Source organism: Neisseria subflava (assembly GCF_024205745.1).
Classification (GTDB): Bacteria; Pseudomonadota; Gammaproteobacteria; order Burkholderiales; family Neisseriaceae; genus Neisseria; species Neisseria flavescens_B.
Map to the genome: position 1 here is coordinate 379,483 of NZ_CP073117.1, position 20,353 is coordinate 399,835.

18 protein-coding genes, 1 tRNA gene, 1 pseudogene and 1 riboswitch are annotated in these 20,353 nt (G+C 45.0%); of the genes and pseudogenes, 6 read left to right on the top strand and 14 right to left on the bottom strand.

Annotated features, from left to right (window positions below):
• Positions 1-108 precede the first annotated feature (108 nt).
• From aroC to KCG55_RS01835, 3 genes are all read left to right on the top strand, one after another.
• On the top strand, positions 109-1,209 hold the full coding sequence (gene aroC, locus KCG55_RS01825; RefSeq protein ID WP_254323220.1) for a chorismate synthase: 1,101 nt from the start codon (positions 109-111) through the stop codon (positions 1,207-1,209).
• A gap of 91 nt (positions 1,210-1,300) precedes the next feature.
• The gene (locus tag KCG55_RS01830; RefSeq protein ID WP_254323221.1) at positions 1,301-1,894 is read left to right on the top strand and encodes a type II secretion system protein GspG; all 594 of its coding nucleotides are present in this window, start codon (positions 1,301-1,303) and stop codon (positions 1,892-1,894) included.
• Positions 1,895-2,096: 202 nt separating this feature from the next.
• The gene (locus tag KCG55_RS01835) at positions 2,097-2,534 is read left to right on the top strand and encodes a ProQ/FINO family protein (RefSeq protein ID WP_254323222.1); all 438 of its coding nucleotides are present in this window, start codon (positions 2,097-2,099) and stop codon (positions 2,532-2,534) included.
• 338 nt (positions 2,535-2,872) lie between these two features.
• Here KCG55_RS01835 and KCG55_RS01840 read toward each other — a convergent pair whose 3' ends face one another.
• The gene (locus KCG55_RS01840; protein WP_254323223.1) at positions 2,873-4,447 is read right to left on the bottom strand and encodes an inorganic phosphate transporter; all 1,575 of its coding nucleotides are present in this window, start codon (positions 4,445-4,447) and stop codon (positions 2,873-2,875) included.
• A gap of 153 nt (positions 4,448-4,600) precedes the next feature.
• Here KCG55_RS01840 and KCG55_RS01845 point away from each other — a divergent pair, with 153 nt between their 5' ends.
• Complete coding sequence (locus KCG55_RS01845; protein ID WP_254323224.1) at positions 4,601-5,704, top strand: anhydro-N-acetylmuramic acid kinase; 1,104 nt, start codon at positions 4,601-4,603, stop codon at positions 5,702-5,704.
• A 63-nt stretch (positions 5,705-5,767) separates the two neighbouring features.
• Here the strand turns inward: KCG55_RS01845 and KCG55_RS01850 are convergent, their stop codons facing one another.
• From KCG55_RS01850 to rlmD, 10 genes and pseudogenes are all read right to left on the bottom strand, one after another.
• Positions 5,768-7,327 (bottom strand): TerC family protein, encoded by a 1,560-nt coding sequence (locus KCG55_RS01850; RefSeq protein ID WP_254323225.1) that lies wholly within the window; start codon positions 7,325-7,327, stop codon positions 5,768-5,770.
• 575 nt (positions 7,328-7,902) lie between these two features.
• Positions 7,903-8,277: a DUF596 domain-containing protein gene (locus KCG55_RS01855; RefSeq protein ID WP_254323226.1), complete on the bottom strand. Its 375-nt coding sequence runs from the start codon at positions 8,275-8,277 to the stop codon at positions 7,903-7,905.
• A 345-nt stretch (positions 8,278-8,622) separates the two neighbouring features.
• On the bottom strand, positions 8,623-9,018 hold the full coding sequence (locus tag KCG55_RS01860; protein WP_063069136.1) for a hypothetical protein: 396 nt from the start codon (positions 9,016-9,018) through the stop codon (positions 8,623-8,625).
• A 245-nt stretch (positions 9,019-9,263) separates the two neighbouring features.
• Positions 9,264-9,339: transfer RNA gene (locus tag KCG55_RS01865), tRNA-Asn, on the bottom strand.
• Positions 9,340-9,437: 98 nt separating this feature from the next.
• The gene (locus KCG55_RS01870; protein ID WP_003679682.1) at positions 9,438-9,797 is read right to left on the bottom strand and encodes a roadblock/LC7 domain-containing protein; all 360 of its coding nucleotides are present in this window, start codon (positions 9,795-9,797) and stop codon (positions 9,438-9,440) included.
• Positions 9,798-9,836: 39 nt separating this feature from the next.
• On the bottom strand, positions 9,837-10,478 hold the full coding sequence (locus KCG55_RS01875) for a hypothetical protein (RefSeq protein ID WP_003679679.1): 642 nt from the start codon (positions 10,476-10,478) through the stop codon (positions 9,837-9,839).
• 1 nt (position 10,479) lies between these two features.
• The gene (locus KCG55_RS01880; protein WP_003748733.1) at positions 10,480-11,016 is read right to left on the bottom strand and encodes a GTP-binding protein; all 537 of its coding nucleotides are present in this window, start codon (positions 11,014-11,016) and stop codon (positions 10,480-10,482) included.
• 10 nt (positions 11,017-11,026) lie between these two features.
• Positions 11,027-12,130: a response regulator gene (locus tag KCG55_RS01885; protein ID WP_254323227.1), complete on the bottom strand. Its 1,104-nt coding sequence runs from the start codon at positions 12,128-12,130 to the stop codon at positions 11,027-11,029.
• A gap of 23 nt (positions 12,131-12,153) precedes the next feature.
• Complete coding sequence (locus KCG55_RS01890; protein WP_254323228.1) at positions 12,154-13,629, bottom strand: 23S rRNA methyltransferase; 1,476 nt, start codon at positions 13,627-13,629, stop codon at positions 12,154-12,156.
• A 124-nt stretch (positions 13,630-13,753) separates the two neighbouring features.
• Positions 13,754-15,078, bottom strand: a pseudogene (rlmD, locus tag KCG55_RS01895) (23S rRNA (uracil(1939)-C(5))-methyltransferase RlmD).
• Between the two features lie 139 nt (positions 15,079-15,217).
• On the opposite strand from rlmD, the gene KCG55_RS01900 reads away from it, so the two are divergent.
• On the top strand, positions 15,218-16,321 hold the full coding sequence (locus KCG55_RS01900; protein WP_254323229.1) for a L,D-transpeptidase: 1,104 nt from the start codon (positions 15,218-15,220) through the stop codon (positions 16,319-16,321).
• Positions 16,322-16,416: 95 nt separating this feature from the next.
• On the opposite strand, the gene queC is transcribed toward KCG55_RS01900, so the two are convergent.
• A complete protein-coding gene (gene queC, locus KCG55_RS01905; protein WP_254323230.1) occupies positions 16,417-17,076 on the bottom strand; it encodes a 7-cyano-7-deazaguanine synthase QueC in 660 nt (219 codons plus the stop codon).
• Between the two features lie 3 nt (positions 17,077-17,079).
• Positions 17,080-17,125, bottom strand: a riboswitch (PreQ1 riboswitch).
• A gap of 71 nt (positions 17,126-17,196) precedes the next feature.
• On the opposite strand from queC, the gene KCG55_RS01910 reads away from it, so the two are divergent.
• The gene (locus tag KCG55_RS01910) at positions 17,197-17,796 is read left to right on the top strand and encodes a CDP-alcohol phosphatidyltransferase family protein (RefSeq protein WP_254321015.1); all 600 of its coding nucleotides are present in this window, start codon (positions 17,197-17,199) and stop codon (positions 17,794-17,796) included.
• Between the two features lie 139 nt (positions 17,797-17,935).
• On the opposite strand, the gene KCG55_RS01915 is transcribed toward KCG55_RS01910, so the two are convergent.
• Together KCG55_RS01915 and KCG55_RS01920 are read right to left on the bottom strand one after the other, a co-directional pair.
• The gene (locus KCG55_RS01915) at positions 17,936-19,780 is read right to left on the bottom strand and encodes a Pycsar system effector family protein (protein WP_432761067.1); all 1,845 of its coding nucleotides are present in this window, start codon (positions 19,778-19,780) and stop codon (positions 17,936-17,938) included.
• 165 nt (positions 19,781-19,945) lie between these two features.
• Complete coding sequence (locus tag KCG55_RS01920) at positions 19,946-20,230, bottom strand: PepSY domain-containing protein (protein WP_254323231.1); 285 nt, start codon at positions 20,228-20,230, stop codon at positions 19,946-19,948.
• Between the last annotated feature and the right edge of the window lie 123 nt (positions 20,231-20,353).

Genomic DNA, 20,353 nt, shown 5'->3' on the forward strand with positions numbered 1-20,353 from the left:
AACAGATGTAACAATGAAGTCAAAGATTCTCGTTTCACTGTTCAGACGGCCTGAGAATTATCCAAACAAGCAAAAAATTTCCACACCCAATTTCAAAAGAGTATCCCTATGGCAGGCAATACTTTCGGACAAATCTTTACCGTTACCACTTTCGGCGAAAGCCACGGCGCAGGCTTGGGCTGTATCATTGACGGCTGCCCGCCCGGATTAGAATTGAGCGAAGCGGATATCCAATTTGACCTTGACCGCCGTAAACCCGGCACCAGCCGCCACGTTACCCAACGCCGCGAAGCCGACCAAGTCGAAATCCTCTCCGGCGTATTCGAAGGCAAAACCACCGGCACACCCATCGCCCTCCTGATCCGCAATACCGACCAACGCAGCAAAGACTATGGCAATATCGCCACCAGTTTCCGCCCCGGCCATGCCGATTACACCTACTGGCACAAATACGGCACACGCGACTACCGCGGCGGAGGTAGAAGTTCCGCCCGCGAAACCGCCGCACGTGTTGCCGCCGGAGCAGTCGCTAAAAAATGGCTGAAAGAAAAATTCGGCACGGAAATTACCGCCTACGTGACCCAAGTCGGTGAAAAAGAAATCCAGTTTGAAGGTTACGAATATATTTCCCAAAATCCTTTTTTTGCAGCAAACCAAAGCCAAATTGAGGACTTGGAAAACTATATGGACAGCGTGCGCAAATCATTGGATTCTGTCGGCGCAAAACTTCATATCGAAGCAGCCAACGTCCCTATCGGCTTGGGCGAACCGGTTTTTGACCGCCTCGATGCAGAAATTGCCTATGCCATGATGGGCATTAATGCCGTCAAAGGCGTTGAAATCGGTGCAGGTTTTGATAGCGTAACGCAACGCGGCAGCGAGCATGGCGACGAGCTCACGCCTCAAGGTTTTCTATCCAACCACTCAGGCGGCATCTTGGGCGGCATCAGCACCGGACAAGACATTCATGTGAATATTGCCATCAAACCGACCAGTTCCATCGCTACACCGCGTCGCAGCATTGATATAGAGGGCAACCCTGTCGAGCTTGCCACACACGGCCGACACGACCCCTGCGTCGGCCTACGCGCCGCTCCGATTGCAGAAGCCATGCTGGCCTTGGTATTGATTGACCACGCCTTACGCCATCGTGCGCAAAATGCCGACGTAGTGGTTGATACGCCAGATATTGCCAAGACTCGTGGGTAATATCTAAAAAGGCCGTCTGAAAACGCCTATTTATATGATATTATAATATGCACTTTTCAGACGGCCTTAAACTATATATCAGGACCTTACAATGGAAAATACTGAAAACCACACATCCGTCGCACCACCTGCCAAAATCCACACAGCCGCCTATGTCCTTGCAGGCGTTTCCTTTATTCCGCTTATCGGTTTGATCTTCGGCATAGCGGCTTTGGTTTTAAGTATATTGGGATGGCGCAAACGTGGTGCAAAAATTGTTGCCTTGATTGCCTCCTTAGGAATGTTATGCACCGTTGCACTTTACGGCACATTGTTTTATTTCGGCTTTGTTCAGCGAGGAGGTGTGTACGACGAACTGAGGCAGCAACTGACGGTAAATACTTTGTCTAGTTTGGTTTCCGAAGTCGAATTCTACCGTCTGCAACACGGTGTCTATCCTGAATCATTAGAGCAGCTCCAAGAATCTCAGCCGAACAAGCCGATATTTATGTACGATACGAGTACTACGCCTTTGAGTTCCGAACCGCTCCGACTGTTTTATTACGAACGCAGCGGTGACACTCATTATTACTTGCGCAGCGTGGGCAATGATGGTGAAGCGTTTACTGCTGACGACATTCTGCCAAATATTGAACAGACCCAAAACAGCAAAATCGGTCTGTTATTGCAAAAAGAAGCTCAGTAAAGATTGAATGGGTACTTCAAATCCTCTTCGGAGGCTGAAAAATACGAAGCGCGACATCTGCCCACTTGAGGTCGTCTGAAACTAAACATTTAGAATCGAATATTCTCAGAAAAATTTAGCCAAATCACAGTCTTTATACTACAATAGCACCTTATTGCCGTATGACGAAAATACGGATTTATATTAGAGGAATACAACCGCAATGGCACAAGAAACCGCTTTGGGCGCTGCGCTGAAATCTGCCGTCCAAACCATGAGCAAGAAAAAACAGACAGACATGATTGCCGACCACATTTACGGCAAATATGATGTATTCAAACGATTCAAACCGTTGGCCGTTGGTATCGACCAAGACTTGGTTGCCGCCCTGCCCCAATACGACCCTGCACTGATTGCACGCGTACTGGCCAACCACTGCCGCCGTCCGCGCTATCTGAAAGCCCTGGCTCGCGGCGGCAAACGTTTTGACTTGAACAACCGCTTCAAAGGCGAAGTCAGCACAGAAGAACAAACCATCGCCCAACAACACCCAGCCGTTCAACAAGCATTGGCTGCACAAGCCGAACGTCAAGCCGCTAAGGCTACCGCCGAAGCAGAAGCGGCTCCTGCTCAAGCTGAGACCAACGAAGCTGCTGAATAATGTTCAGACGGCCTGATAAGGCTCATACTAAATAGAAAAACCCCAATTCAATACGGCACTTAAACGTCGATGAATTGGGGCTTTTTTATTGCCCTAACATTATAGTAAACTGATTAAAAATAGCTTTGTTTGCCTTACTACTCTAAGTTTTGAAACCAAAATCTTTTCCAAGATATTCCCAATAAGGTATTTCTGTATTACCTTGATTATTCTTGTATCAGTTCAAACATTGAACAACATTATTTGTTCGACATTAAAGCAAACTAAAATCTCCTCTTATGAACATAAAAGGCCGTCTGAAATATCTTTCAGACGGCCTTTTTAAATCAAATAATCAATTAAAACACTGCTTGTAAAACCAAATAGCTGACAACAGACAAAACGGCAGCGGCAGGCAAGGTAATAACCCAAGCAAGGCCGATCGGTTTCATCAATTTCCAGTTGGCATTGCGGTTAACCAAGCCGATACCCAAAACAGCACCCACCAAGATATGGGTACTGGAAACAGGCAAGCCCATAAATGATGCGGCCATCACGACGGCGGCGGCCGAAAGCTCTGCTGAGAAGCCGGAGGCAGGGTGCATTTCTGCCAAGCTGGTGCCTACGGTTTTAATCACTTCTTTACCGACAAACCACAAGCCGACGATCAAAGCGATACCGAAAGTCAACATGGCAATCGGTGGCACGGCGTTTTGAGCGGTAATGCTGTTGGTACGCAACACATCCATAATCGCAGCAAATGGACCAATCGCATTGGCAATATCGTTCGCGCCATGGCTGAATGCGAAACCGCAAGCGGTAAATACCTGCATCCATGAGAACATTTGGAAAGTCGATTTATCCAAATCTTTGCGTTTCAAACTTTTGGCAAATACAAACGTACCCATCCAAATAGCCGCGCCGATCATGAAAATGGTCAGAAAGCTGTTCACATTGCTCATGCCCAAATGCAGATTTTTCAGACCTTTGAAAATCAACATGGCCGCAATCATCATACCGCCGACAGAAGCAATAAACGGCACCCAAGAATGCAGGGCTCTGTAAGAATCTACTTCACCCTTACGGCTGTCAAAGCGGTGCAGACCGCGATAATACTCAGACTGCAATTCTGCAGGATCAAAGTCTGGCTCATCATAAATTTGGGCATCGTGCGCCATTTTGGTGGCGTATTCGACTTTTTCAGATTCACTTAAGGCTTCAAAAAACAGGCGATGCTCTTCTTTATAAGCTTTCTTCTCCAGCTTGATGCCTTTGAGCGTATTATCGGCCCAAGAGTTGTAGTCCAAAACGTTTTTCTTGATTCGTGAAAACAACAGATAGGAAACGATGCCGCCCAAAACCGGAGACAATATCCAAGACAAGGCAATTTCGCCCAACTTGTCCCATTGAATCAGCGCAACGGAATCCACACCGTTCAATGCCGCCATACACAAGGCGCTACCGACGATACCGCCGATAATGGCATGTGTCGTGGAAACCGGCAGGCCTTTGCGCGATGCAAAAAGCAACCACAATGCCGCAGCCAAAAGCGCAGACATCATAATAAAGACAAACTGCATCGGATCCAGATGCATGCCATTCAAATCGACAATACCCTTACGGATGGTATCTGTTACCTCACCACCGGCAATCACTGCACCGCTGACTTCAAATACTGCCGCAATCAACAAAGCTTGAGGAATGGTCAATGTGCCGGAGCCGACACTTGTACCGAAAGAGTTGGCAATATCGTTACCACCCACATTAAACGCCATGAAGACGCCGAAAAAGGTAGCAAGAATAAACAGGACTGAGTGGTTGTAGTGGGTATAACCCAGTCCCCAATAAATAAAATAGCCGACCATGCTCACAAGCATAGCGGCAAAAACTGTATTAATCAGCTTCAAGTTCGCACTCGACTGAGTTTGAGCCATGGAAAGTTTCCTTTTGGAAAACATGTTGAGTCGCGTTATTTTAACCTCTTTGTAATCTTTCTTGCACCAACTATTTACATTAAATGCCGAAATTCCCGTAAAAACGTCAAAAGGCGTTAAAATGTCATTTTACCTTCTCTTTCTGTAACCGAAATGCAACCCCAATACTATATCGGCATCATGTCCGGAACCAGCATGGACGGTGCCGATGCCGTACTGATTCAAATGCAGGGCAAGCAATGGCAACGCGCCGTTGCTCATAGCTTTCTACCCTATTCAGACGGCCTGCGTCAAGAATTATTGGCACTGCAAGACATAGGCGAAAATGAATTGCACAGAAGCAATATCCTGGCGCAAACACTCAGCCGCCTATACGCCCAAACCGTCCAACAACTATTGACAGAACAAAACCTATCAGCCAAAGACATTGTCGCGATCGGCTGCCACGGACAAACCATCCGCCATGCGCCAGAACACGGTTACAGCATTCAACTGGTCAACCTCTCGCTTTTAGCCGAACTGACCGGCATTTTCACGGTCGGCGACTTCCGCAGTCGCGACCTTGCCTGCAACGGTCAAGGTGCGCCCCTCGTCCCCGCTTTTCACGAAGCGCTGTTTCAAGATGCGAATGAAACTCGTGCCGTACTCAACATTGGCGGCATTTCCAATATCAGCATTCTTCCGCCCGACAGCCCTTCTTTCGGCTTCGATACCGGCCCCGGCAATATGCTGATGGATGCATGGATGCAACATATTTGGCGACAGCCTTACGACAAAAACGGGGAAAAAGCCGCACAAGGCAAAGTCCTCCCAGACCTGCTCGCTTCCCTGCTCGACCATCCTTACTTCAGCCGCCCTTATCCGAAAAGTACAGGCCGAGAGTTATTTTCCCTAAGCTGGCTTCAAGGCCGTCTGAAAGGTGATGAAAAGCCGGAAGATGTGATACGCACATTGGTCTTTTATACCGCACAAACCATTTTTGATGCAACCAAGCAAGCTGCTCCGGCGATTCATAATCTTTATATCTGCGGCGGCGGTATCCGCAATCCGGTTTTGATGCAAGACTTGGAAACCCTGTTTTCTACTGACACCAAATTGCACAGCACAGCCAAGCTCCATCTTGACCCACAATGGGTCGAAGCCGCCGCTTTCGCCTGGCTTGCAGCCTGTTGGTGCAATCAAGTTCCGAGCAATCCCCACCATGCAACCGGCGCACATTCACACCGAATCTTAGGCTCGGGACATTACGGCAACTAAAGTTGAATCAATAAAAAGGCCGTCTGAACATTTTCAGACGGCCTTTACTATATTAGCCTTTACTTATTCCTCTTCTGGCAAACGGTTGATTTTCACACGGGCAATCCGTTGTCCGTCTTTTTCAACCACTTCAAAACGCCAGCCGTGATAATCGATGAAATCTCCTACATCAGGAATACTTTGCAACTCTTCCATAATCAAGCCGGCAACGGTATGAAAATCCGCATCTTCCTCTTGAGCAGGCAGATTTAACTGAGAAGCCAATTCCACATACTCCAATGCACCATCCACAGACAGTGTTTCATCCTGACTGGCTGGAGCAGCTTCTTCTTCCTCACGCTCAAACTCTTCGGGGAATTCACCGGCAATGGTTTCCAACAAATCTTTCATGGTTACCATGCCTAACACCGCACCGAACTCATCCACCACCAACGCATAATCCGCGCTGCTTTGACGGAACAATTCAATCGCATTCAACGCCGTCGTACTGTCCGGCAAAATCAATGGCTGGCGCAAGGCCGTCTGAATATTGATTTCTCCCGATTCAAGCAGCTGGTTCAGCAAATCTTTTTTACTGATATAGCCCAAAGGCTCATCTACACCTGCTTTACCGACAACCAACAAACGGCTATACGGCGTATTTTTCAGCTGCACATTTTGTTCTTCCCGGCTTTGGGAAATATCCAATTTTTCGATTTCCCGACGCGGAATCATCACGCCCATAATCGGACGCTCCGCCAAAGTCAGTACACTGCGAATCATAGATTTTTCGTTTTCTTCAAAATGCTCGTCATCGCCGCCATTATCGCCTGCTTTTGCCAAAATGCTTTCGCGGATACCCATCATACCCAACACATTTTCAGCAGTGCGCTTACGCCAAGAAGTGCTGATGTAGTCATTTTTGCGGGCATTCTTTTGCGAAACCTGATTAAACAGTTCGATCAAAATCGAGAAGCCGATCGCCGCATACAAATAGCCTTTCGGAATATGAAAATGGAAGGCTTCCGCAATCAGACTGAAACCAATCATCAACAAGAAACCCAGACACAACATCACAACGGTCGGATGTTTGTCCACAAAGGCAGTCAACAGTTTGCTGGCAGAAATCATCACCGTCATCGCCACAACAACCGCACCCATTGCCACCACAATATGATCCACCATCGCCACTGCCGTAATGACAGAATCGATAGAGAAAACCGCATCCAAAATCAAGATTTGCGCCACAACGCCCCAAAAAGCGGAATGCTTCTTCTGCCCTTCAGCAACAGCAAATTGATTGTGGCCTTCAAGGCGTTCGTGCAGCTCGGTAGTCGCTTTATAAAGCAGGAAAATACCGCCGGCAAACATAATCATATCTTTACCGGAAATATCCAAGCCGCCCAGCTCAAACAAAGGACGCGTCAGCGTCATGATGTGCGCCATAAAGCCCAGCATGAAAATCCGAATAACAACGGCCAAACCCAAGCCCGTTATCCGCGCCCTATCACGTTGCGACGGTTTAACCTTGTTTGCCAAAATCGCTACGAAAACAAGGTTATCAATACCTAAAACAACTTCTAAAACCAGAAGCGTGGCAAAGCCTATCCAAGTATGCGGCTCTGCCAACCAACTGAAATCCATAATGATTGTGTTCCTTTAAAATACAAAAAGGCAGCCGTTCCGCTTAAAACGGACAGACTGCCAAAGTTCGGACATAAATAAAGGGAAAGAAGCGGTATAACAACTACTCTGCTCTGCGTCTTTCATGAAAAATTTATGCCTCGGTCAAAAATGATGGCAAACAGTTTATCAGTTTGGCGAAAGAAAGGCAAAGTCTGACAGCATATTTTCTTTTAAAAACAGCCTACAGCTGTCAATCAATCACTTTCTCCAGCTTTAACAAAAGGAGTCGGTCGATGTATATGGTGATCATAGCTTGAGACCTTTGCAATAACATAGGTTACTAAAATTTTATGCTCAATCTCATTTTCAAAATGCAAAACCTTTCTGATTTTCCTACTTTTTGCTCAATATTAGGAGGGTTTTAGTCAATTGAAAATTTTTTGGCGCATTTTTATGCGTCAAATTTCGTTAACAGACTATTTTTGCAAAGGTCTCAGCTTGTTCGGTTTGCTGAAAGAAGATTCTCATAAGAAATCCCCTAAATGCCTGGGTAGAAATTTAGAGGATTTTGCCAATACCTCAAATCTTACACATTATACCGTCTCATAAATATCAATATTCGGTATGCCGTCCAAACCTATGGTGCTCAAAATATCCCACCAAAGCCATTCCAAGTAATACCAAGGGTCTTCAGGAAAGACTTCTTGGGCATATTCCAAAGTCGGCCATATGTCTTTTAATTTCTGCACCTGTTCTTTTGAAGTTCCAGTCAGAGGAGTTCCAATACCATTAGTATAATCATACAAACGAATTGAACCATCATCTATAAGCTCTTCAAGAAAAGAACAGAATTTATCTTTTAAGTTCGGATCTTGAAGATCAATATGCATGTATTCTTTATATGAATTAAAGATCGCAGACAACTTCAAATTAAAATCAAGAATCTCAAATTTTTGTTTCTTATCCACGGGAATATCCTTTATAAATTATTGAAATTTAAGCTCCAATACACCACCCTTAAAAGATGATGGTACCTTGTGGAACTCTAATGTCCATCGAGCGTTAGTTAAATGTTGAAACCTTTGCAAACCCCCTGTAGCCAATCGCCGCAACCCGGACACAAGATTTCAACTATTCCATATCTAAATTTCTTTTTCCCCAAAAGTCTCCCTTTTCCCCGGATACCCAAATGCTCCTCCTAAATAGGTAGAAATTTAGGGGATTTTGCCAAGGTCTCAAGCCGTCTGAAAATTGGGATTCTTTTCAGACGGCACGATTTATATAGGCAATAATTTTCTTAGAAAATATAACGATTATATTCTTTCAGAAATTACGGATATACTTAATCTCCATACAGTTAAAGTAATTAATCTGCCATCTAAATAAGAATATTCTAATTGAAGAGCATCATCTTCAAAGCAAATATTTCCAGCTGTAAATGTATTGCCATCTAGCCTACCTGTTATCTTATATTGTGTACTATCACCTATTCTTTCAAAAGGAATAATAACAGATTCATCTGTATTAACCTCTTCCAATATAAACTCATCAATAATGAAATAGTCAAGTTCCACATTGTAAACTTTATTCACTTCAATAGCCATTGGACAACAATTAAGGAAACAATATAGATCGTTATTTTCTATAGAAAAATATGCAAATTCCTCAATTGTTTCATCCATTTTTTTTAGCTTTGCTGAGTAAATCATTTTTAACCTTTCATAAATTATTTTACTTCATAAATTGTTTTATCTTTTGGATTGCTACGATTTATAGCTTTCCAAAACTCTTTTCCACTTTTCACATGGATGGTTGTGATGGCACTTTAATAATTTGTTCCTATAAAGGCTGATAAATTAAGTATAATCATTTAATCAATCATCATCAAAATATCTTAAAATATTAACCAATAGATAAAATAAAAACCACCATGTAACATGGTGGTTTTAAAATTTGGCTCCCCGACCTGGGCTCGAACCAGGGACCTGCGGATTAACAGTCCGTCGCTCTACCGACTGAGCTATCGGGGAATTAAGGATAGGATTATATAGAAAATATCAGAAACCTGTCAAGCAACAATCTATATAAAAACAAAAATATTTTTATATCTTTTTAATTTATAAAACTTTTATAAGATTTCAGCAATTTGTTTGGCCGCACGTTTCGCATCCAACAAAATCAAGCCCAATTTACCGCTTTCTTTTGCCATCAATGCCAACACTGCATTTTCACCTGCTTGACTCAACAGAATATAGCCATTTTTACCTTTAACCATTACCTGATCCAACTCACCGCAAGCCAACTCATGTACAGAACGATTGCCCAATGCCAAAAGCGTTGCCGACATCGCACCTACACGGTCTGCATTCAGGTGGGAAGGCAGCATGGTTGCGATCGGCAGGCCGTCTGTAGAAATAACTGCAGAAGCAGTGATATCAGCAGAGGTATTGTTCAAATCGCTTAATACAGAGATTAATAGTTGTTGCATAGTCGCTCCATTCTAAAATAAATATCGGTCAGGCAAAAATCAACGGCTGCCGTATCGGTGGTACAGCACTTTAACCAAAGTAACAAAAGCCTCTTTATTTAAGTCAGGCATTCCGCCAATTACCAAAATCAGCTTGGTCATGCCAATATACAGAGGGAAAAAGGTCAATTCACTTTGGCCTGAAGGATCACAAATACCCCATGCACTATTATTGATATGCAGGTTATTGCGAATCAAAAGACGGTGATTGTCTTCCATTTTGGCCACTTCGCTCGCCAAAAGACCCAACTCTTCCGCAGCCTCGTGATGGAAATTGGCATTGGCAAAATACAAACCGTTTTCATCAGCCAATAAAGCTTTGCCAGAATTAGACAACTGTTCCAACAATGTAGGCAATTGCTCGTCAGTCAAATGGATATCGTCTGTACTGATTTCCTCATCACCATACAAAAATTCCAAGCGTTGGAGGCGGTATAGCAGGTTCAAAGCGGTATTGATGTCACTGGTATCCGCCCACGCCAAGATTTTTTCACTGCTGATGGTTTCAGACGGCTCTGCACGCAACAGACCATACAATAAAGTTCTGCTGGCACTGGGCGTATCACTTGAAACAGCATAATACGCACCCGCCGGTGTAATCTTAGGATATAAATTTGCTTGTAAAGAGAGTGTCGCTTCCATCTTATACCTCTAATCCGGGGTCAATTGAGAACAACATGGCAGTAACCAATTGTTTTACATCGTCTTCTCGACGCGCATCAATCTCAAAAACCGGTACATTAAAATTATTCTGTGCTAAATATTTTTGATAAACATCCACGCTTGGTAAGGATCGGATATCCATCTTCGTTACCCCTACAACCAGAGGTGCTTTTTTCAGCAACTCCCGGAATGCATCCAAGAAGAATTGCAAGTCTTTCAATGGATTGCTTCTTGTATTATCCAAAAGAAGCACCAAGCCCATACTGCCTTGGCTCAGAATTTCCCACATGAAATTAAAACGCTCCTGACCAGGCGTACCATACAGGTGAACCTTGGTTTCTTCATCCAAATGAATGACACCGTAGTCCATTGCCACAGTTGTGTACCCCTTGCGGACAAGTGTCATATCGGATGCGGATGCATCGGTTTGAACCGGTGGTTCATCAGATAAAGCTGAAATTGCAGTGGTTTTACCTACGCCAACAGGACCGGTAAAGATAATTTTATTTTCTTTCATGACGTGTCCTTTACGATTTACCCAGCAACTTACGCATCAGGCGTTGCAACAGGCCGCGAGGTTGTTCTTTCGACGGACCGGCAATTTTTTGAGCCTCTTTGCTCATTGCTGTTTCAGGTACGTCTTTGCTATTCACATCAATCTGTTCGTTCAACGAAGGCGTATTGTTCGCATCAGTTGCAAACTCTGTATCTGTCGCCAAAAAGCCTGTCATATATGTTGCCGATAAATAGTTCAAAATATCAGGCATTTCTAAAGGCATGACTTTATAGAGGATGTTCAGATTAACAGATGTTTTCGTCAGAAATGCCGACAAACGCATAGATTCCGGAACATGTGCCAAACGGGTTAAGTTTGGCCAACGCTTGAGTGTAAAGACAGTTTGCGGTGTCATCGGATAAATCAGACGGCCTGATGCAGTCCAAATAGCCATTTGCCACAAGCATGACATAATGGTGACTTTGGCTTTTTCTTTCCATTGAGGATTATCAGGAACAGCCTTACACACGACAGCCAAGTTATCGTTCTTACACAATTTCTCTAACTCGTTGGCACTGACTGTCAACAGTACTCGCTGGATGCTAGGAAACACGATTAATATCGGCTTACCTTCATGCAAGACAGCAATATCTTGGTGTCCTTGACTGGCAAATTTCAGCGCACCCAACAAGCCTTTATTTGGATTAAATCGGCGAATAGTTGCTTTTCTTGTGCCATCGGAATTTGATTGTCTTTTATTCTCTTCAGCCGCTTGTTGTTCAGACGGCTCAAAAACATTGCCGCCTTGAGCCAGGCTGCGCAAAACAGGAAACAAGGTATCGAATTTGACCGGCTTAGCCAAATAAGGAGTTGTTACTGTCGGCAACTCGGAAGAAAACATAGCCACAGGTACTTCCGGATAAGTTTTCTTCGACTCTTTCCAAGCCTCTACACCTACCGGAGTATCGGTATCAACCAATATCAAGTCCGGTTTTTCATCAGAATCAGAGGAAACGATGACGTAATTCGTCGTATTGTGCATTTTAAATGCCATACGGAATACCGCCTGCTGTTGCTCACCCATCTCCTGTAGCATAACCCGTATGGTTTTAATTTTTGGTAAATGATTATTCATCACTCGTACTTTCTACGATTATCTTATTTTTTTGAATATTGGTTCATTCGTTGCAAGAGACGGCTCATTGCCAAGACAACCTCTTCAGGCAGGCTGACAACACGTTCACGCAACAAGCGCAGAAATTGTTCCAAACGTCCCCAATCTTCAACGCGTTCGTACAAATCAAACAAGATAATGTACAACTGCGATTCTTGAGGATACTGCAAAACAGCCTGTTCCAAAGTACCAATGGCCAAATCCAACTGACCGTAGGCCAACAAAGATTCCACTTCTTTCAGAGCTTCATCAGCTGGTGAAGAGCTGGCGCTGATAACTGAAGAGTCTTTTTGAACCAACTCACGATATTTGGCTTTCATCTGCAAAGAACTTGGCTGAATATAACCACGTTTCAAGCCAATTTCTTTAATTTGCTGTTCAGACGGCCCTTTTTCCAAGTCATCAAAAATTTCGTGATAACCAAGGCTATAACCCCAACCAAGCATACGTTCTTTTACTTGACGGCCATATTGACCCAAAGAGTGGTAAAGCTTCCACAGATGCTTGGCAAACTGCCCTACTTCTTCATTCTGATAATCCAGACGCAAGGCATCGATAATGAGACCAGCAGGCTTCGCAGAAGTTTGGATTGCTTTATTGTATTGATGCAAAGCAGTCTCGTAGCTGATCTTGTCTTTCAGGATTTTTGCACTACGCTCCGGTTTGGCAAAACCAATAACTGCCCCCATCTCTTCAGGGCTGATTTCGCCAAAATCTTTCTTACCTAATACGATAGGCGCACGTTTGCCCATACCTGGAACGACAATGCGTTCAACCGAATCGTTTTCAAAAGCAATATGCTCGTCGGAAGCAACTTCCAAACCGCTTTGTTCGCCAATTTGACGATCTACTTCCTGCATATTCCAACCGAGATGATGCTCGGCAAAAACACGCAGGCGCAGGTTAGTAGAATCCAAAGCCAGACCGGCTTTCAGGTATTCGGCTACGCTGTCTTCAGAAAGGGAAGCACTATGACGCTCAAGCGTATCCGCCAGCATGTCGATATTACCGACTCGCAGATTCAAACCGATTAATTCATGAACCAGTTTTTCCGGCGCACCGTCTTCCAAAGTATTGAGATAACCGGCCAAAGACTCCGCTGCTTTGCTCTCATAGCCGAACTGTTTATAAACCTGATATTCGGTCAACGGATCGACTTCTTGTGCGGAAACAGAAGCTGTTGCATCGTTTGAGCCGCTTCCACCCCATTCCCAGTCTTGATTATCCGCATTGGAAACTGTCTGGTTGACTTTCTCAATCCAGTCGTTTCCATCCTCAGAGGAGGCTGTATGAGCAGCAGATGTACGGCCGCTTTTTGATGCATGCGCGCTTTGTTTGTCTGAATTGTTACTTTGTTTATGACGAACAAAAACCAACACCAGCAAAAAAAGCACCAGCAAAAAAATAGTTAAAAATTGATAGTTCAAGAACACCTCCCGGTCTTGTGCTGCAAACTGCATTTATTAACATCTGTTGCTTTACACGCAACTTCAACGTTATTCATTCCCCAAACGAATGATGATAACATGAATGCACTCATTTTTACATTAAAAACCCTACTTACATAAAGGACTTGATACCAATTTACAACTCAAACACACCAATGGATTCAACATGCGAGGTTTGTGCAAACATATTCATGATTCCTGCCGCCTTAAACTTATAGCCCTTATCAACCAAGACACCGGCATCTCGTGCAAATGTTGATGGATTACACGAAACATACACTATCTTCTGAGGCAAAAACGGCTTGTGTAGCGATTTGACAACAGCATAAGCCCCATTTCTCGGCGGATCGAGCAACATCTTGTCAAATTGCCCCACGACTCAACAGTCTTTTCATCAGTATCAAATAAGTCTGCAACAGAAAACGTCATATTCTCGGCACAACGATTCAGGCGTGCATTTTCCCTTGCCCTATCTACCAAATAATCGGCGCCTTCGATACCGACAACTGATGCGCCACTTTTTGCCAGCAGCAAACTAAAATTACCCAAACCGCAAAACAGATCGGCAATCCGCTCCCCTTTTTGAGGGTTTAAAAGTCTGACGGCCCTTGCCACCATCACTTCGTTCAGCTGCGCATTAATCTGCGTAAAATCACCGGGTTTGTAAGGCATTTCCATATCAAATTGAGCAAAAGTATAGTTCAGGGCAGGCGCATTCTCAGGGTAAAACGGCAAGGACTCGGCACGATCCTGCAACCATATTTGCCATGCCTTTTCAGCACCCGACAATATCTTATCAAACCATTTACGCAATTCGCTTAATATTTGTCCAAACGGTTGATTTACGAAACGAATGTTGAGCACTGTCACATTTTTCCCGCAATAAAACTCAACAAATTTCACTTTTACACCGTCATCATGCAGCTTTTGCAGCAAATTGCGGACATCAGGCAATCTATCGGACACATGTTTAGGCAAAATCTGGCAATAGCGGATATTGACGACATCATGGCTTTTTTTGGCCTGAAAACCGAGTTTCAGACGGCCTTTTTTATCGACCGAAACACTTAAACGTGCTCTATCACGATAATACCAGGAGTAACCATATAAAGGGGGTAAAATTAGCTCCGGCTTGACCTTACCTATCCGTTCCAACTGCTCTTCCAAAATCCGTTGCTTTAACGCAACTTGCGCTCCGAAAGAAACATGTTGAAGCGAACAGCCGCCACATGTATCAAAATAGCAACACGCGGGCTCGACACGTTCGGAAGAAGCCTTCAAAACCTTTTCAACCTGAGCCTCGGCAAACTGCTTTTTCTCTTTATGTATGACAAACGTTACACGCTCCCCAGGCAGCGCACCGCCGATAAATACAGTCTTCCCATCGACTCTGGCAACACCCCTGCCCTCATAATCCAAAGAAAAAACTTCCGTCTCTTGATACTGTTCTTTCACACCCATACCGTTTCCGCCACGCAGCCGCCACCCGACCGTTTGACTGTCTTCCAATACCGAAAGCGCATATTTTCTCACAAAAACACAGAGTTTCAGGTATCATGCGCCAAAAACTTTCATTTCAAACCCTACAAAAAAAGACGACATGAAAAAAATACTGTTCGGCCTGACCGCCGCTCTTTTAACTTCAGCCTCTGCTGCAAACACACTTATTCCAGACGTCTCCCCCGCCTCTTCCGGACAACACGTCGTTATCAATATTACGCAACAACGTTTGTTCCTCTACGACAACGGTAAATTGAGCAAAATTTATCCCGTTGCCGTCGGCAAAGCCATGACCCAAACCAATCTGGGCGAACATAAAATCGGCGCAAAAGCCTACAATCCGGTTTGGCACATCCCTAAATCCATCCAAAAAGAACGCAATGACGGCGTAAAAAGCGTACCGGCCGGTCCAAATAACCCGCTGGGCCCCGTATTTGTCCGTCTTGGCGACCCGAAATTGAGCCTTGGCATTCACGGCACCAATGCCCCTGCCAGCGTACCCGGTGTCCGCAGCCATGGTTGCGTGCGCATGAAATCGCCTGATGCATTGGAATTCGCCAAAACCATCGCAACAGGTTCCCCTGCTTCCGTTATCTACCAAATGGCAAGCCTGAACGAAGATGCCAACCAAAACTTGTGGCTGGCTGCCTATCGTGACCCATACGACAAGAAAAACCTTGATACGGCTGCCCTGAAAAAAAGCATTGCCGCCTGGGCAAAAGCGCACGGTAAAACCATTCCTGCCGCTCGTGTGGATGCAATCCTGAAAGGACGCACCGGCGCAGCAAACTGTCTGACCTGTGCCAAAGGCGTGAAACTCAAATCGCCCTTGAAATCTTTGGCATGGACCAGCGGCACAGATGCTTACAGCAAACCTAAAGTTATGCCGAAACCGGCTCCTGCTAAAGATGTGGTATTGCCTCAAGGCACTGAAATCGAAGTCGATGCTACCGACGATACAAACAAGGCAGCATCCGAACCAAAACAAAGCGTTCGTCCGACTCCGGTGAAACCGGCAAAACCTGCTGCCAAACCGGCAACCACTCCGGCCGATGCTCCTGCCTCTGCACCTAAAGCCGCTTCCGAACCGGCTACTGCCCCTGCCTCTGCACCTAAAGCCGCTTCCGAACCGGCTACTGCCCCAGCCTCTTCTCCTGTGAAAGATGCTCCGGCAAGCAGTGAACCGGCAGATTTGCTGTTCTAAGCAGAACAAAATACATAGCCAAAGGCCGTCTGAAATGAATTTTTCAGACGGCCTTTTCGTATAACTGGATATTGGAAATAGATGCCTCTCTTAATTCAGACGGCCTTTTTACTTTCCAAATATTCTGACAAACCGCGCTCGCGCAAAATACAGCTCGGGCATTCATGGCAACCACCGACTATGCCGTTATAACAAGTATGTGTGTGCTCGCGAATGTAATCCAACGCACCCATTTCATCCGCCAATGCCCAAGTTTGCGCTTTGGTTAAATACATCAAGGGCGTATGGATTTGAAAAGCGTAATCCATGGCCAGATTCAGCGTAACATTCATCGACTTGACGAACACATCGCGGCAGTCGGGATAACCGGAAAAATCGGTTTCGCATACGCCGACAATGATATGGCGTATTCCCTGCCCTTTGGCGTAAATAGCGGCGTAAAGCAAAAACAAAGCATTGCGTCCATCTACAAATGTATTGGGCAGGCCGTCTGAAGCTGTTTCAATAGATGCCGTATCATCCATCAAGGCATTATGCGTAATCTGTTGCATCAGGCTCAAATCGAGTACGGTCTGCTTTACGCCCAAATCTTGGGCAATCCAACGCGCGCGCTCCAATTCGATGGCATGGCGTTGCCCATATTGAAAAGTGATGGCCTGCACATTTTCACGGCCATATGTTTGAATTGCCTGAATCAGGCAGGTTGTTGAATCCTGCCCGCCCGAAAAAATAACGAGTGCCTGCTGTTTTTCCATAGTAAATTCCTAGTTTTGTTAACGCGGGAGGTTTGCGAACCGCGTGATTCGAAGATTGACGGATTATAACGGATTTCGTCTATAATCACGGCACTTCATTTTCTTTTATATAGCATAATTATGAGCATCTACGCCCTGAAACCAAAATTTCAAAACCTGTTGCGCCCCATGGTTAAGCGACTGTATCAAAAAGGCATTACTGCCAATCAGGTTACTCTGTTTGCCTGTGCCGTTTCCATTTTGATCGGTTTGCTTTTAGCATTGTTTGCAGGTGTATCCACATTATTCTGGCTTTTGCCGATTTGGTTGTTTGTCCGCATGGCATTGAATGCGATGGACGGCATGTTGGCACGGGAGTTCGGCCAGCAATCAGCATTAGGCGGCTATTTGAATGAAATCACCGATATTGTCGCCGATGCTGCTTTGTATCTGCCTTTTGCCTTCATCGCGCCCTTCGGCGGCGTGCAAATCGCCCTGTTTATTTGGCTGGCGGCAATGACCGAGTTTTGCGGCGTTTTGGGACAAGTTCATGGCAACGGCCGTCGTTATGACGGGCCATTCGGCAAAAGCGACCGCGCATTCTTTATCGGCGCATTGGCCGTATGGTATGCAATCGCCGGCAGCTTCCATTCGACTTTCTATATCCTTATGTGGTTGGCCTGCGCGGCATTGGTTTATACCTGCTACAAACGTGTCATCAATGGTTTGAAGGCCGTCTGAAACTTGTCCACTTTTTTGGGTTAATCATCATTGATTAGAGTATTTAAACCCATCAACCTGTTTTACTGAAAACAAGAAGGCCGTCTGAAACCGATAGTTTATGGTTTCAGACGGCCTTTTATTCAGTAGCCAAGATAACTTACTGTTTACCCAGTTGACTGTAATCTACCAACATATATTTGGCAGTAATTTTCTGTGAAGCATTGCCTTCATCCCCCATCAGAATCATCTGCGGCTTGCCGTTAACGGTAATCGAATCGACGGCTTCAACGTTGGTGATGTGTTGCAGATTAGGCAGAGAGATTTTTTGCGGTTCATCGGTCGGATTACCGCTCCAAGTCCACAGTTGTGAGAATTTCTGTCCATTCTCATCCTTCACTTCATTGGCGATCACGTAGGTTTTCAACACAGGATCATAGTTGAGGGAACGGATACCGCCGCCATCAATATCAATCACCGCCACTTCATCAAACTCAGGTTTGGCATTGCGCTCAAATACATCTTTCGGATTGCTGATAAACGCGACCAAAGCCATGTTGTTGAATTCAGGATCACGAAATCCCAAAACAAGACGTTTTTTCACCGGATCAAACGCCATGCCCTCAATATTGATTTCTTCAAAAGAAACTTCTGCCTTGGTTCGCTCGCGAATCAAATCATGCAGCTTGTGGTCGGTTTCCAAAACCTGCGTCAGATTGTCGTAGCTGGTCAGCCCCAACATATTGCCGTCTTGGATTTTAAAGCGCATCAGGTGTTCGCGGTCGGGCGAACGGTTGCCTTTACGGGTACGCGAATGTGAAGTCAGTGCGTAGATAAAGCCTTCATCGTCGCGCGCCAAAGCCTCCAAGTCGCTCAGGCGGCGTTTGAAACCGGTAATCACGCGCGTATCCAATGCCTCGTCTTCCACAAACCTGCCTGTTTTATCAATGCTGATGATACTGAACGCATGGTTGGGTTCGTCTTCCGCAATCAGCAACTTACCATCCGGAAGCTGTTGTACGGCAGAAGGCTCAAATACGCCGTTAAACATATTGATACCCAGCGAACGCAGCTCTGCCGCGTTGTTGGCCGGAGGTGTCAATAATGACGGCAATGTTTTCACGCCGATAAATGCTACCAACGAAGCCAGCAAGCCCCAACGGAATACCGCGTAAGATAAGTTAATGTATTTGAACTGTTTATCCGCCAACAAACCGAGCCAGTAAAGATGATCGCTCATCTTTTCATAGATTTGTTTACGGTCGCCCATAATTTCCTGCATCATTTCCCAATATTGATCTTTTTGCAGTTTCACTCGGTCTTCATAAATCAAAATATTGGGTTGGCTGCCGCCAAAAAAGCGCGTTTCGGTACTGCTGAGGCGGGTTTTCAAATCCCGCAGCTTAGAACGGCCGCGGACAAAATCCTTAAACCATGTACGCGCCGCCTGCATTTTGCCGATACGTTCCGGCGAGGCAGAAAGCAATGCAAACACGATAGACGCGGCGGCAGTAATCATAAACGTACTGGCCGGAATCAAAAACTCGGGCGACGATGAAAAAATAAACGCACCCGAAATCATCAGTGCAGAAACAATAAAACCATTCAGCGAAATCATAATGTTCGCTTTGGTTGCCGCCAGCGCCAGCAATTCCATCTCCGAGCGTACGGCGTTGCGGAACATGGTTTCCACGCCCTTATTCGTACCCAACAAATCAGGCGCATTCAAATCCTCGGCTTTATTTTTTTTCTTCTTCGCCTTGTTTTTTTTGCGTTTGGCTTTCTTCTCATTTTTTTCAGACGGCATTTCAGGATGTTCAACCACTCCCTGACCTTCTACCGCTTCAGTCACAACCTCAACTTCATTTTCAACAACACCGTTTTGACTGTGATCCCAAAAATCAACATCCTGTTGGGATTCGGCAGCTGCGCCGTCGTTTAAAGGTTTTTCTTGGTCGCCCACCAGCTTCGACTGACTATCTTCCTTCCAATCATTCAAACTCATATCATGACTCCCAACATCAAACACTTTGAACTACATGGAAAATAAAAAATATATTTAGTTCATTTATTTCAGGTAATTTACATGCTATTTACATTCTTTAAATGCCTAAATAGCAAACTGCCGCAGGACCAAAAGCCCTGCGACAATCCACTTTATATCGAAATATTAATAATCGATGCGTTCTTTAATAATTTTCAAATCAGGGTAAGACAAAACAATGTCGTACTCACGTCCATCTTTAAAAGCTTCGATATCCAATACAGGCTGACCTCGACGGCTATCGGCATCAACATCTTGAACTTGATAGCCGCGTTGTTCCAACATTCTTACGGCTTTAGCACGGTTTTGCTCGAAGTTTTTGTCGCTGTAAATTTTGTGTTCGATGTAATCGCTGGCACCAGCAGTAGCAGCAGACAAAGCAACGATGGCGGTCAATAAGAATTTTTTCATGTTTGATTTCCTTTTAAAATATGTATTCGGGTTTCGATGGATGTATTAAAACATGACAAAATTAGTAGTTAATTAGTGCTTGGTTAAACACAGTAAAGGCCGTCTGAAAACTGTTCAGACGAC